Here is a 14,715-nt window from a genome sequence, read left to right as displayed (position 1 = left end):
TTTATGCCTCCCTGCTTGTCTTGTAGGAGCCTATGTACTCCTTATAGCGTGAGGGGTCAAAGTCTCCGGAGTTTGCGGAGATGTACTCTATAAGTCTTACAGCCTCGGGAACGCCCTGTTTCTTGTCGGCGAAGATATCAGCCCAGCCGAGAGCGAATGCATCATCTGCGGATACCAGCTCGCCCGACATAACGAGGGTGTATGCGTTCTGAGTGCCGCATATCTCGATAGTTCTTGCAACGCCGCCGAGAGCGGGGAGAATGCCGAATGTGGATTCTGGCTGACCTATTCTTGCGTTCTTCTCGATTATCCTGTAATGGCTGTTGACAGCGATCTCGCTGCCCGAACCGATACAGAAGCCCGTTACCACGCTTACCACGGGGAACGGGAGTTCTCTCAGGAATGTGAAGAAGTGCTTCTGTCTGATGTGTCCCTCGGGGAGCACTCCTGTTGAGTCGTCGTAGGTCTCGTTTGCGGAACGGTCTGCAAGAGCGTCAACGTCGGCGCCAACGCTGAAGTGGCGGCCTGCGCCCTTGATAATAAGTCCCTTATATTTGCCTGCGGCAGCTTTTTCCTCTATCTCAGCCATGACTGCTTCATATTCCTTGAAAAAGTCGGCTGTCATAAGGTTGTTGCCGGGCATATTCATGGAGAGCGTCAGGATACCGTCCTGCTCCTCCAGTATCATACCGTTATTCTCATTCATTGGAGTTACCTCCGTTCTTGTCAGCCATCAGTCGGTAGAAGGCTCTTGACTCTGTGGCAAGTACCTCCTCCGCAGGAGCTGTACGCGCCTTGATGAAGCAGGCGTTTATCTCCTTTATCTGCTTTTTTGTCTTGTCCTTGAAAAGCTTTGCGACGTACTCGTCGGTCTCATCGGCTCTCAGCACCAGATCGGCAGCGGAAGCCAGCTCATCGCTGATATCGCCCTCCGATACCACAGCCGTCATGAAGTCAGCCTCACGAAGGAACCTTGCTGCCTCAGCCTTTTCGCTGTCGTCACTGCCGAGAACTGTCCCGTCCCCGACATACATGAGCAGCAAGCAAGGCTCGCCGAGCTGCTCTCTTTCCTGTGAGAGCTGATACAGCGAGCTTAACTGACAAACTTTTGTCACGATATCATCTGCGGTTATTGTCATCGTCTTCGTCTTCCCCCTCGAGACAAGCCCTTACCGCCTCGGGGATATCGCAGATGATGCGTTCCTTGTTGACGTAGGCGAGCTTGCCTATGACTCTGCATGAAACAAGGCCTGTGCTCTTGTTTATGATGTTATGCTTATAGCTGACTATGCCCCCCGAGCAGGAGACCTCAGTGTCTATCCTTACTTCATCGAGGAGCCTCAGCTCATGTATGTATCTCTGGGAGCTTTCCATTACAACGGGAAAAAGCCCTTCTTCCACGATCACTGCCAGCAGACCGTGTACCTTGAAGAAGTTCCACAGAGCTGTCTCTGCGTACTGAAGGTAAACGGAATTGTTGACATGACCGAAGGAATCAAGTTCATATCCTCTTACAGTCAGTCTGTATGAGCTTCTTCTCATTGCTTTGAAGCCTCCGCCAGAGTCGCTTCAAATTTGCCCTTTGAGGGGTCTTCAGCGCCCTCTGAGGCAAGATTTATGGTATCGATTATAGCCCGTATCTGCGTAAGGTTCTTGCCGCTGAGCAGCTCCTTCACGAAGGCAACGGTCTCATCGAATGAATTCTTGTTCTCGCTGAGCTTTGTGACGAGTCCCATCTCTAACGCTTCCTTAGCGCCTATCATCTCGCCGCACAGTATCATGCTGAGAGCCTTTTCCCTGCCCAGCAGCCTGTACAGGCGCTCCATACCGCCCATACCGGGAACAACGCCGTGCATTATCTCGGGTAGCCCGAGGAAGGCAGAGGGCGAAGCTATCCTGAACTGACAGCTCAGTGCTATCTCAAGTCCGCCGCCGAAGCATCCGCCGTTGATGGCTGCTGCGGTTATCAGCGGGAGCTTCTCTATCGTACGCAGAAGCTCTCTTGCGTTTTCGAGCTTAGCCGAAAGGTCTGTGCCGCCTGCCTCACCGAAAAGCGAAACATCGGCGCCGTGGGAGAAATGTCTGCCCTTGCCTGTAATGATAAGAGCTCCCACCTGAGGATTTTCGTCCAGCCAGCCGAGGAGCTCCTTACGGTCTATGAATTCGGGCTCGGAGAGAAGGTTCTTCGGACCGTTGTCAATGGTAAGTACAGCAATATTATCCTCGGCATGAAGCTCAGATAAATTTGACTTTAACATTCAGACCTCTCACTGATTGACGATGTCGTTGCCGTACTGATAGATCTTGCAGAACATCTCTACAACGTCGCTCATAGTGTCCATGGGAGCCTTGAGCATATACTTGCCGATGCTCTGGAGCTTGATGTCCATGTCATACTTGTCTGCTGTCATCTCTATGAGCTCAACGAACATGAGTGAATCGCTGCCGAGGTCCTCCTGAGGATTTGTCTCCATAGTGATCTCGCTCTTGTCTACTTCACATTCCTCTGCGTAGTAGTCGAAGATCATATCCTTGATTTCCTGTCTGATCTCATCTGTGATCTCTCTCATAATAAAACCTCCATAATAATTGTCTTTCCCTTTCATTGGGTATGCTTATATTTATCTGAAAATTCACACATCTTCGAGAGTGTAAATTTTGCATTTTCTGCTGACCCGTGAGAACTTGCTCACGGCACCGTTGGCACTGACGTCGAAGAACTCTGTCACGCCCAGCTCCTCCAGCTTCTTGACGGCAAGGTCCCAGCGTATGGGAGTATACACATTGAGCTGGTTTTCTCTCAGCACCTGCTCGCCCGTGGTCATTACCTCTCTGTCGAAGATGGAGAGGATGGGGTAGGTGGGAGCCTTGTAAGTTGTGGAAGCACAGAAATCAACGTATTCCTGCGAGTACTTCTTCATGATGGGGTGGTGGTAGGCAACGCCCGTACCGAAGCTGAATGCCTTGATGGCACCCTCATTCTGACAGAGGAGGAGAGCCTTCTCCACGGTGCTTGCCTTGCCGCTTACCATGACATGGAACTTTGAGTTGCCGCTTCCGATGACCAGTTCATCGGGAGAGAACTTTCCATCGAAGAGCTCCTCGATATCGCTGTATGAGAAGCCGATGACGATACCCATATCCAGCTTTTCGTCGTGCTCCTCGAGACAGCGCATGGTAGCGCGGTTCATCATGATGATGTCGTGTGCGAATTCATGGGGCACCGAGCCGAAACAGCCGCTTATGCTGACTATTCCCGAGCTGTATCCCGCGCCGATGTCGGGGATGATGCCCTTGTCTATGTAATGCTCAAAGACGACCCTGTCGCAGATGAGGGAGATTATCCACTCGGCGACTCTGCCGTCGTAAGCCTTGTTTTTTTCGAGATCCATACTGAGCCCCAGCCTGCCGAAAGCCTCGCCAAGGTAGTGCTCGTACCTGTCCATAAGTTCGGGCGGCAGCTTTACGAGAAGCTTTTCGGGCTTTGAGCCTATGCCGTTGAACAGGAATGCCCTATTGTACATTTATAATACTCCTTATAATTTATAAATACATATTAACACCTATTCAAGGCGCTGTCAATAGAAAAAGGGGGTATAGCTGATATTTTTGAGAAAAACGATAAAAAAATCACATACTCCGAATTGAATTTTATAAATTAGTGCAATTATACCACAAGTAATATCCGGCGAATGTGCTGCCGAAGCAGACCGCGCAGGGACGCGAAATAACGAAATAAGTCAGAATGATCGCCGCATACAAAGCGGTCACAAGAACTCGCGGGACTGCTGCGAGAACTGTTTTTTTCTTCCCGAAACAGCGGATTATACTGTGCGGCGATTTCTGCCCGTCTGCAAGACTGTAAAAAAGCCTTTTCCTTGTCTGGGAAAAGGCTTTCTGAGATCATTCCTTGAGATTTTCGGGAGTCTTTATCAGTTTTGCCTTGAAAAGCGCAGTACCGATAAGGGTGGTGAATATTGTTGAGATGACCATTTCAAACAGTGCGTTTATGCCTACGGATGTGATGAGGAAGAGCAATATGCTCTTTCCTGCTCTGAGTCTGTCTATATAGTTGAATTTCTTGTAAACCTTGAGTGTATATTTACCGTCGCTGAGACCGCTGAGGTCAGCGTGGGTATCCTTGAATTTGCAGGTGGAGCCTTTGATCTCCTTGCCGTTTAAAACGGCGCCCTTGAGCTTGCCCGAGCTGAGTGTGAACTTTACAGCCTCAGAGCCTGCTGTGGAGGGGAGAGCCTCGGAAGTGCTTCCCAGTGTGAGGACGAAGTCCTCACCGAGAGTGAGCGCTTTTCCGTCTGCGGAGAACTCCACGTTCTTGTCTGCGTTGTCCTTTACTTCGGAGATGACTCCGTTTGTAACGGTGATGGTGTACTTGTTGTCCATACCCGTAGCGGTGTGGTTGAACAGGAGCACCAGAGCTGACATGAAGAATATGGTGTTGAGGATAGCGGCCGAGAAGCCTGAAACGGCGCAGGCCTGCTGTACCTTCGAGAGATTTTTCTTGTTGATGAACCAGTATGCAAGACCGAAGCCCACGGCGAACACCGCAATGAGCACTGCAGCCAGCGGAAGTCCCGATGTCATGAACTTGTACATACCTGCGGACATCTTGTACTTGCCGTCCTTATCATAGCAGATAAGAAGCATTACCGACAGGAACAGACCGATGAGGACTGCACCTGCTACGGAGCCTGTTATTACAGAAAGAGCTTTCTTTGACTTTATCTTCGAGAGACCTGCGAATATGAGACCTACGAGGAGACCGTCAAGTGCGCGTGAAACAACTCTCTGGATGAATGTCAGCGTCGGACTTATCTCAAGCGTCATGGCACCCATTCCGCTGAGCACTCCGATACCGAAGCACTGCATGAAGCTGAAGAGACCGAAGACAATACCCATGATAAGTCCGCCTGTTGGACCGAGCGCGATAGCGGCTATTGCAATGGGGATGATGTTGAGGGTTATCGACAGCGGACCGATGGGTATCGAGCCTATGGGTGTCAGTGAGAACAGAGCCACCACAGCTGTCAGAAGACCCAGCAGTACCAGTGAGCGTACGTTGAACTTCTCTTTCATATTGAATTTCCTCCTTGTTACTACTCCTCATATGAGGATATAATACAATAAATATATCATAACACGTTTTGGAAATCTTGTAAATAGCTCAATTTACAGAATAAAATCAACAACAAATTCACTAATAGTATATATTTAACAAATATAAAGTCTATATATGTTAATATATAATGCGAATAATACTAAAAGTTAAATAGCCGGAAGTTGAGTTTGAACGGTTTTTTACGAAATGTCATCCAAATTGGTTTAACCAGTTGACTGAAATAGTGGCATTTTGTGGAACTTGCTGTTGAACTTTGAAAAAAAGGCATTATCCGCAACGTTTTGCACAAATATCATTCGATTTTTTTTCATATTTAGTACGTCTTAAAATATTGCAATTTGTATACCGATATGTTATAATTATATGTACAAAGAACTGTAATTTTTTTCGGCTGCGTACAAGCAGATTGAGGAGGGTTACGGGGGATTGTAAAAATAAAAACGAAAGGATGGAATGACCATGAAAAAATCTTTGGGGAAACGTTTGATTAGTGGCGTTACCTCAGGACTGCTGGCTGTGACTTATGCGCTCCCGTCGGGACTGGCTCCCATACGGGCTCTTGCGGCAGAAGATGGCGTTGCTTCAGACGGATTGCCAATCGTGAACACTCCCTACGAAGAGTCATTGTGGAACAGAAACAATCCACTCGGCGTCGCAGGCGATTTCCACTTGTTCGGCTTTGAATCGGTCGAATCGTGGAACCATGTAAACGGTAACGTTGCAACACCTGTTTACATCATTCAGAACGGCTACACAAGTCCTAACCAGAAGGTAGGCAGACTTCTTAACGTCGTTACCAAGGACATTTTCTGGAGGAAGCCGCCGAGAGAATCGGGTAACATCATCAATGAACCTGATGAAGGCAAGATGTATGCGCAGCTCGGTCTGGCTCAGCTCTATGACTGGTATTTGCCGGTCGATTATGAGATATGGGGTAATGATATCCCGGCAGAAACGCGAGAAGTCTACAATGACGAAACGGGCGAGAATGAGGTAGTAGTCGTTCGGGAGGGCGATGAAAGAGTACAGGTGAAATATCCTACTATATTCAACCCTTCAAATGACAGCCGCTACACAGGCGTCAACATCTTTCCCGGAAAGAAAGCGGATTTTCCCAATGTCGTAGCAGATTATGCTGCTTCGGATGAGAGAAAGGCATATGACGAAGGAGGACCGTTCGTCGGACCGATGGCGTATATCATCGGAAACAACGCTCCTTCCGGAACAGAGTGCTATTTCGCTCATGCAGGCGATAACTTTATCGATTTCGCAGCGCTGAAGACATATTATGAGAATATGTCCAATGATTACGGCAGCAAGGGTCCGAGGACCGCAAGCACCGGAAGAAACGGTATCGACTGGGACGGCGGCGACGACAGTACATGGGATAGCCCGAATCCCGGCAAGGGTACCCTTACCCTTTATGATGAGGGCGAGAATGTCCTCAACATCAAGGCGAGCGAGCTGGACAAGTATCATGAGATAAGCGTTGAGAATATCAACTACGAGAACGGTCAGTACAAGGGCAACCAGACACTTATCGTCAACATTGACCTTGAGGGACTTACCGACGTCGCATGGAATCCCAACTGGAGCTACACCGCAAAGGACGGCACAAAGCTCAATGACGGTGCTTTCAACGGCGAAAAGGCTGTTATACACGGTACAAATATTCTCTACAATTTCTACAACGGCGCTCCCGATAATGGTACAAAAATTAGTGTTTCCGGCACAAAGATCCCTCTGGGATGCGTTCTTGCTCCCGATACCGAGTTTGAGGTAGCGCAGATAAACGGTAACATTATCGCGAACAAGATCACTGCAAAGAACGAAACACATATGGCTTACTTCCTCAATCCGTTCGATGAGCAGCAGACAAACATCGATATCTCTGTTCAGAAGAACTGGAGCGACGGAAATGCTAATCACACAGCTGACGAAGTAAAGGTCACTCTCTATCGTCTCACAAAGTCGGGAGTCAGCGATCCTGCTTCCGAGATCACACTGGAGAACCAGTACAATGATCTGGTGAGATTCATTACCGAGGGCGATCTGAGAAACTGCAAGTTCAGGATCGACGGTCAGGAATACATGGCTGTTTCAGAGAACGACGGCAGTGTTACTTACCACAAGAATGATGAGGATATAAACTCCAGAACGGAGTTGTTCACACCTCAGTCAAACGGAGATATCACATCGACTCTCGCAGACGGAGAGTACGAATTCTCTGTCCAGTCAAGATCGGTCATAGTTGCTGTTGCCGGCGGCAAGATCACCTCTGTCACAGGCGATCCCATCGCTACACAGATCATCGGCACCAAGACGATCAACACAGATAACTGGAACGAGACATGGGACGGTCTTCCTAAGGAGTCTCCCACAGGTTATGTTTACTACTACTATGCAGTAGAGGAAAACGTCAAGCAGGGCTACACAGTTTCCTACGATGGCAACGGCGCTGCAGGCGGAAACAGGACCATCACAGTTACAAACACAAGCGATGAGGCAGTCAACAAGCTGAAGTTCGTAAAGCTTTCCGATGTTCTTACAGTTGATGAAGTTACAGATGAAACTGTAACATTCAAGTCGGCTGAGCAGAGACTTATAGGAGCACAGTTCACACTTGCTCTCATCACTCCCAATGACAGTGAGGCGAAGCTCAGCAGCGGCGTCAAGTCAAATCTTGACTCCAATGTAAAGGGCAAGCCCACATACAATGATGATACTATCACATGGACTACCATCGACGAGGACATCGTTTTCGAGGGACTCCCTGATGGTACATACAGAGTTACCGAGACAGCTCCCGAAGGCTATCAGCCTGTAAAGGAGTTCAAGTTCAGACTTGACAGCGGTAAACCTGATTACAGCTTAGGTCTCGATGAGGACTCGACCAACCTCGGTTACAGCATCGATAATTCAGATGTGCATAACGGAGTTATCACAGTAAACGATGACGTTTACTCCATCTCACTGAGAAAGGTTGACGAGAACAATATCCCTGTTCCCGGAGCGCTTCTCAGACTGACAAGCACCAGCGGTGCAGACATGACAAAGGTAAAGGCTCACGATACTCAGTTCTTTACCGCAAACGGCTACGGCTGGAATATGCCCAACAGCAACATCGCTCCTTACAGACTTGACCTCAGCTATAATGAGATCAAGAACGTAGCAAGCGACAGCGCAGCAGCTTTCGAGTGGTACTCCATCGGATCGGCTGTTATATTCACAGGTCTCCCTGAGGGAACATACAGCCTCGAAGAGGTAAGCGCTCCCGCAGGCTACTCAAGAGACGCAAAGGTAAGGAACTTCACCATCGCAAGAGATGAGAACGGAAGACTTACCGCAAGCGGAGATGTTAAGAATGAAGACGGATTTGATAAGATCAATGATATCGTCAACAAGAAGCAGACTGTCTCCGTAAGCAAGAACGATATGAACGCCACTGTCATAGACGGTGCTGAGTTCAGACTTACCAAGAAGGACGGTACAAAGCTGGGCAAGCTCACACGCGATTATGAAGATGCAAGAGGCTACTGTTCAACAGGTATCGGACTTACAAGCAACTCCAAGACAGTAACTGTCAAGTATACTTCCGAGGGCATGGGCTACACCCTCCGCGGCAATACATTTAATAATGTAAAGATCGACGGAGAGGCTGTCAACACTACTGCACAGCAGAACGTATACGAGATAAAGGGCAGCGCCAAGGGCGATACCATCGAGATAACAGGTCTCCATGACGGTTCGTATGTACTTACTCTCGATAACGGAATGATCTACAACATCCGTGTCGATGACGGTATGAACGCTCCCAAGGTAAGTGTGTCAGAGCTTATAGAGCTGACAGACGACGGTAAGGCTTATGAGTTCACAGGCGGCGAAGCTTCCATGACAGGTCTTGAGGACGGCGATTATGTTCTCGAGGAAACAGCTTCACCCAACGGCTATACCAAGGTAGAGTCAAAGTTCGAGTTCAATATCACAGACGGTAAGATCACAGTTACAAACGCTTCCACAACAGGCGCTGTAAAGATCGATCCCGCAGATCCCGCACACCTTATCATTACAGATAGTGTGTCGGAGATAACTCTCACAAAGGAGTTCGGCGCATCAGGCAACACAACTCCCGAGGGACGCGAGGGCGCAGAGATGAAGCTCACATTCGATGAGCCTTCCGAGAAGCCCATCGTTACAGGTATCATCGGTGCCAACACTATCGCATCAGGAGAGTCCGTATCATGGAATACAAATGATGAGAATCCCAAGGTGTTCAAGGGACTGATGGACGGTAAGTATACTCTTGAGGAAACAAAGACACCCAGAGGCTACGAACAGGCTGAACCCAAGACCTTCATCGTAAAGAACGGCGTTATTGCCGAGATCAACGAGGCAGGTCAGGTGATCAGCGAGAGAAGCTCAGAGTCGCTCCTCAACACAAGGAGAGGAACAGTTACCCTTGACAAGACCGCTCTCGGCGGAAAGGTCATCGCTGCGGAAGCAGGACAGGCTGTATTCACTCTTGAGGCAGTAGGCGAGGGCAGGACTCTCGAAGGTCTGAGCATCAACGGCGGCGAGAGACTCGGACGAGTTTCAAAGGTCGAGAATGTTTCATGCACAGATAATAACATCACATTCACAGGTCTCAGGCCCGGCACTTACAAGCTGACAGAGACTGCTGCTCCCGGCGGCTATTCCGTAGTAAGCTCCTTTACATTTGAAGTGGGCTTCGGCGGCAGAGTAACAAATATCAGCGACGTAGGCACAACAGGCAAGGCTTATGTGGGAAATGACGGCCACATCAAGGTCGAGGATGCTCCTACCGTAGTGATCGATAAGGCTGCTCTCGGCGGCACTATCATCAAAGGCAGCGACGCAAAGTTCACACTGACTGCCAAGGACGAGGGACTTACACTTAACGGCGTCAAGGTCAACAACACAGAGATCGGTGACGTTACATCTTATGAGTTCACAGGAAACAGCACCAAGTTCGAGTACCTCCAGAACGGTGTTTACTCACTGAAGGAGGAGACCGCTCCCGACGGATATTCAACAGTTTCCGAATTCACATTCAAGATAACTGACGGCCTCGTAACAGAGGTAAGCGCTGTTACAGACGGCGTTGTATCATTCGAGGACGGCGGAAGAGTTCTCAAGATCGAGGACAGACCCGTTATCAAGCTCGACAAGCTGGCACTCGGCGGAACACCTATCCCCGAGGATGCAGGCAAGGCAAAGTTCACATTAAAGGCTGAAGACGAGGGCAGCACACTTGAGGGCGTTAAGCTCAACGGCGGCGATGCACTCGGCGAAGGCGTTACAGAAGCAGAGTTCGACGGAAACAATGCTACATTTGAATACCTCAAGGCAGGCAAGTACTCACTTGAGGAAACAACAGCTCCCGACGGCTTCACAACAGTTACCAAGTTCACATTCGACGTGGATGAGAACGGCAAGGTAGCAAATGTGACCAAGACTACAAACGGCGACTCCTACAAGGGAGAAAACGGTGAGATCGTAGTGGAGGACAACCGCTCAACTGTCAACATCAACAAGAAGGCTCTCGGCGGCGAGGAGATCCCCGCAGAGGCTGGCGAGGCTAAGTTCGTTCTCACAATTGAGGAGAAAGGCAAGACTCTCGAGGGTGTAACAGTAAGCAAGGGAGAAGGCACAGCAGCCGCAGCCGATACTATCGGTGAAGGCAAGACTTCTTACGAATTCACAGGCAACAACATCACATTCACAGGTCTCAAAAACGGCACATACAGCCTTGAGGAGACCGCAGCTCCCGACGGATACACAGTTGTTACAAAGTTCAACTTTACTATTGCAAACGGTAAGGTAGCAAGCGTTGAGTCAACAACAAACGGCAACTCACGCAGGATCAGTGACACAACTATCCAGGTGGAGGACAGAAAGTCAACAGTAACTCTCGACAAGATGGCTCTTGGCGGAACACCTATCCCCGCAGGAGCAGGCAAGGCTACATTCGTTCTCACAGCTGAGGGCGAGGGCAAGAACCTTGACGGCGTTGAGATAACTTTAGGCGCAGCTTCAACAGGCGAGACCATCAGCGATGGCAGAACATCCTATACATTTGAGGCTAATAACGCTAAGTTCACAGGTCTCAAGAAGGGTACATACTCACTTGAAGAAACAGCTGCTCCCGACGGCTTCACAACAGTAACAAAGTTCACATTCGATATAGACGAAAAGGGTCAGGTAACAAACGTAAGCACAGTTACCGACGGCAAGGCTTATATCAGTGAAGAAACAGGCCACCTTGTTGTTGAGGATACCAAGACAAAGACTATCATCGACAAGAAGGCACTCGGCGGCGAGCCTATCGCTGAAGAAGCAGGCAAGGCTAAGTTCACACTTACAGCCAACGACGAGGGACTCAACCTCAATGGCGTAGTCATCGGCGAAGGCGAAGGCGCTATAGCAGTCGAGGACGGTAAGAAGTCCGTAGACTTCGACGGCAACACAGCAATATTCAACGGTCTCAAGAAGGGTAATTACACTCTCACAGAGACAACAGCTCCAGACGGATTTGTAACAGTTACAGACTTTACATTCGACATTGACGAAAACGGAAATGTTTCAAATGTAAGCGCAGTTACAGACGGCAAGGCATATGTTGACGACAACGGTCACCTCGTGATCGAGGACGCTAAGTCAACAATGACACTTGACAAGAAGGCTCTCGGCGGCAAAGAAATACCCGCAGAGGCTGGCATGGCAACATTCGTACTCGCAATAGAGGAAGATGGCAAGACCCTTGGCGGTGTTACCATCAGCATGGGTGAAGGCGAAACTGTTACCTCAGAGACACTCAGCGAAGGTCAGACTTCCTATGAGTTCACAGGCAACAACGTAAACTTCACAGGTCTCAAGAACGGCACATACAGCCTCACAGAGACAGCTGCTCCCGGCGGCTTCACAACAGTTACAAAGTTCACTTTCGATATCGTTGACGGCAAGGTTGAGAATGTAGGAACAACTACAAACGGCAAGGCTTACATCGATGAAAAAACAGGACACCTTGTTGTTGAGGACGGTCAGAACAGCGTGATTATCGATAAGAAGGCTCTTGGCGGCGAGGAGATCCCCGCTGAAGCAGGAAGTGCAACATTCATTTTCAAGGCTGAGGATGAGGGCGCTAACTTCAAGGGCGTAACAGTATCTCAGGGCACAGGCGAGGATGCTACTTCCGAAACTATCACTGCTGAGGACAACATCTACAGCTTCACAGGCAACAACATCAGCTTCACAGGTCTCAGACCCGGTGTATACTCACTTGAAGAAACTGCTGCTCCAAGCGGATTCGTAACAGTGACAAAGTTCACATTCAGCGTAGACAAGGACGGAAAGGTAACTGTAATTGATACAGTAACAGACGGCGACGTTTATGTTGACAAGAACGGTCACCTGGTTGTTGAGGACGCCAAGACAACAGTAGTCATCGACAAGAAGGCTCTTGGCGGAGCTCCTATCGACGAAGCTGCAGGCAAGGCTAAGTTCACACTCACTGCTAAGACAGAGGGCTTAAACTTCAACGGCGTAACAGTCGGAGAGGGCGAAGGTGCTGTAGCAGTCGAGGACGGAAAGACATCCGTTGACTTCGATGGCAACACAGCAGTATTAAAGGGTCTCAAGAAGGGTACATACACTCTCAAGGAGACAACAGCTCCCGACGGATTCATAACTGTAACAGAGTTCACATTCGACGTTGACGAAAAAGGTTACGTTTCAAATGTAAGCACAGTTACAGACGGCAACGCTTATGTTGACGAAAACGATCACCTCGTAGTTGAGGACGAAAAGTCAACTATCACACTTGACAAGAAGGCTCTCGGCGGTACAGAGATACCTGCTGAGGCAGGCAGTGCAACATTCGTCCTCACAGTTGAGGAAAAGGGCAAGACACTCGATGGTGTTACTATCAGCATGGGCGAAGGTGAGGAAGCTACTTCCGTAACATTCGAGAATGGTGAGACATCTTACGAGTTCACAGGCAACAACGTAAACTTCACAGGTCTCAAGGACGGCAAGTACAGCCTCGAGGAGAAAGCTGCTCCTAACGGCTACTCAGTAGTTACCAAGTTCAGCTTTACTATCGAAAACGGCGTTGTTAAGGACGTTGATACCGTAACAAGCGGCAAGGTAGAAAAGAAGAACGACGGCAAGACTATCGAGGTTCAGGACGAGCTCGAGTCGACAGTTACTATCGACAAGAAGGCTCTCGGTGCAAAGGAGATCACTGCTGACGCAGGAAACGCTGTATTCACACTCACATCAAACGATGAGGGCGTAACATTCAAGGGCGTTAAGATCAACGGCGGCGAGGCTCTCGGCGAGATCACAGGGACTGAGTTCCCCGGCAACTCTGCTAAGTTCACAGGACTCAAGGACGGTCACTACACTCTCGTAGAAAAGACTGCTCCCGACGGATACGAAGTAGTATCTACCTTTACATTCTTCCTTGACAAGGGCGAGGTAAAGGACGTATCAGCAACAACAAACGGCAAGGCTTATGTGGACGAGGAGACAGGTCACCTCGTTATCGAGGACGCTCCCAACGAGTTCACAGTAGGCAAGTATGATATCACAGGCGAGAAGGAAGTTAAGAATGCTCAGCTCGAGATCACTAACTCCGACATTGACTGGACATCTATCACAGACGCTAACAAGGACGATAAGGACTTCACAAGCGTAGTTGACAGCGAAGGCAAGGTTATCGGTATCCAGTGGATCTCAGGTGATACTGCAAAGGTCATCAGAGCACTCAAGGACGGCGATTACACACTCAAGGAGACAGGTGATGACTTCACCGATGGTAAGGTAACATATACAGTTATCACTTCTGAGCTGAACTTCTCTATCAGAGCAAACAAGATCGTAGATGCAACAGGTGACGACCTGAAGGAAGAGGCAGATGCAGATTCCAAGACAGGTTACTACACAGTAGATAAGGATAAGGGCGTTATCAAGGTGAACGATGCTCAGGCTACGACCACATCGACATCTACAACAACCACAACATCCACAACTACAACTACATCGACAACATCTACATCTACAACAACAAGCACAACGTCGACAACAACATCGACGACAACTACAACAACTACAACCACAACTACTACTACAACAACTACAACTACTACCACAACCACAACCACAACTACAACTACAACCACAACAACAACCACAACAACCACTACAACTACAACAACCACTACAACTACAACAACCACAACGTCTACATCGACGACAACAACGTCGACTACGACAACAACTACTACAACAACCTCGAAGCCCACAACGACTTCGACAACAACAACAACAACGACTACCACAACCACGACGACAACTGCTCCTGCTGTAACTACTGCAAAGGTAAACATCAGCAAGCAGGATAATCTCAATGGCAAGGAAGTCAAGGATGCTAAGCTTACTCTCACAGGTAAGGACGGCAAGGGTCAGCCTATAATCTTCAAGGACGGACAGCTCACAATAGGTGAGGGCGGCACTGAGATCAACAGCGTCGGCACATCACTGGTATGGCTGTCAGG

At 49.0% G+C, this 14,715-nt stretch carries 8 protein-coding genes; 1 reads left to right on the top strand and 7 read right to left on the bottom strand.

Annotation, left to right across the window (positions count from 1 at the left end; translation table 11 throughout):
• Window position 1 precedes the first annotated feature (1 nt).
• The 7 genes from DSZ37_RS15550 to DSZ37_RS15520 all read right to left on the bottom strand — a co-directional run bounded on the left by DSZ37_RS15550 (window position 2) and on the right by DSZ37_RS15520 (window position 5,094).
• Window positions 2-706, bottom strand: a complete 705-nt coding sequence (locus DSZ37_RS15550; RefSeq protein WP_109727782.1) for an enoyl-CoA hydratase/isomerase family protein — start codon at window positions 704-706, stop codon at window positions 2-4.
• Window positions 699-1,139, bottom strand: coding sequence for a hypothetical protein (locus DSZ37_RS15545; protein ID WP_109727781.1), 441 nt, complete (start codon window positions 1,137-1,139; stop codon window positions 699-701). Before DSZ37_RS15545 ends, DSZ37_RS15550 begins: the two co-directional genes overlap by 8 nt.
• Window positions 1,120-1,542 (bottom strand): acyl-CoA thioesterase, encoded by a 423-nt coding sequence (locus DSZ37_RS15540; protein ID WP_109727780.1) that lies wholly within the window; start codon window positions 1,540-1,542, stop codon window positions 1,120-1,122. The genes DSZ37_RS15545 and DSZ37_RS15540 overlap by 20 nt, the downstream gene beginning before the upstream one ends.
• Window positions 1,539-2,258: an enoyl-CoA hydratase/isomerase family protein gene (locus DSZ37_RS15535; protein WP_109727779.1), complete on the bottom strand. Its 720-nt coding sequence runs from the start codon at window positions 2,256-2,258 to the stop codon at window positions 1,539-1,541. The genes DSZ37_RS15540 and DSZ37_RS15535 overlap by 4 nt, the downstream gene beginning before the upstream one ends.
• Window positions 2,259-2,267: 9 nt before the next feature.
• Window positions 2,268-2,570 carry an acyl carrier protein gene (locus tag DSZ37_RS15530; protein ID WP_109727778.1) on the bottom strand — a complete coding sequence of 101 codons (303 nt, stop codon included), beginning with the start codon at window positions 2,568-2,570 and terminating at the stop codon, window positions 2,268-2,270.
• Between the two features lie 63 nt (window positions 2,571-2,633).
• Window positions 2,634-3,524: a malonyl CoA-ACP transacylase gene (locus DSZ37_RS15525; protein ID WP_109727777.1), complete on the bottom strand. Its 891-nt coding sequence runs from the start codon at window positions 3,522-3,524 to the stop codon at window positions 2,634-2,636.
• A 379-nt stretch (window positions 3,525-3,903) separates the two neighbouring features.
• Entirely contained in the window at window positions 3,904-5,094 is a 1,191-nt protein-coding gene (locus DSZ37_RS15520; protein ID WP_109727776.1) for an ECF transporter S component, read from the bottom strand.
• Window positions 5,095-5,596: 502 nt separating this feature from the next.
• On the opposite strand from DSZ37_RS15520, the gene DSZ37_RS15515 reads away from it, so the two are divergent.
• Window positions 5,597-14,715: SpaA isopeptide-forming pilin-related protein (locus tag DSZ37_RS15515; RefSeq protein ID WP_242978647.1), on the top strand; the 9,119-nt coding region annotated here is incomplete at its 3' end.

Source organism: Ruminococcus flavefaciens, from assembly GCF_900116855.1.
In the GTDB taxonomy this organism is placed as follows: domain Bacteria; phylum Bacillota; class Clostridia; order Oscillospirales; family Ruminococcaceae; genus Ruminococcus; species Ruminococcus flavefaciens_R.
This window is presented reverse-complemented; position numbering and strand designations above follow the sequence as displayed.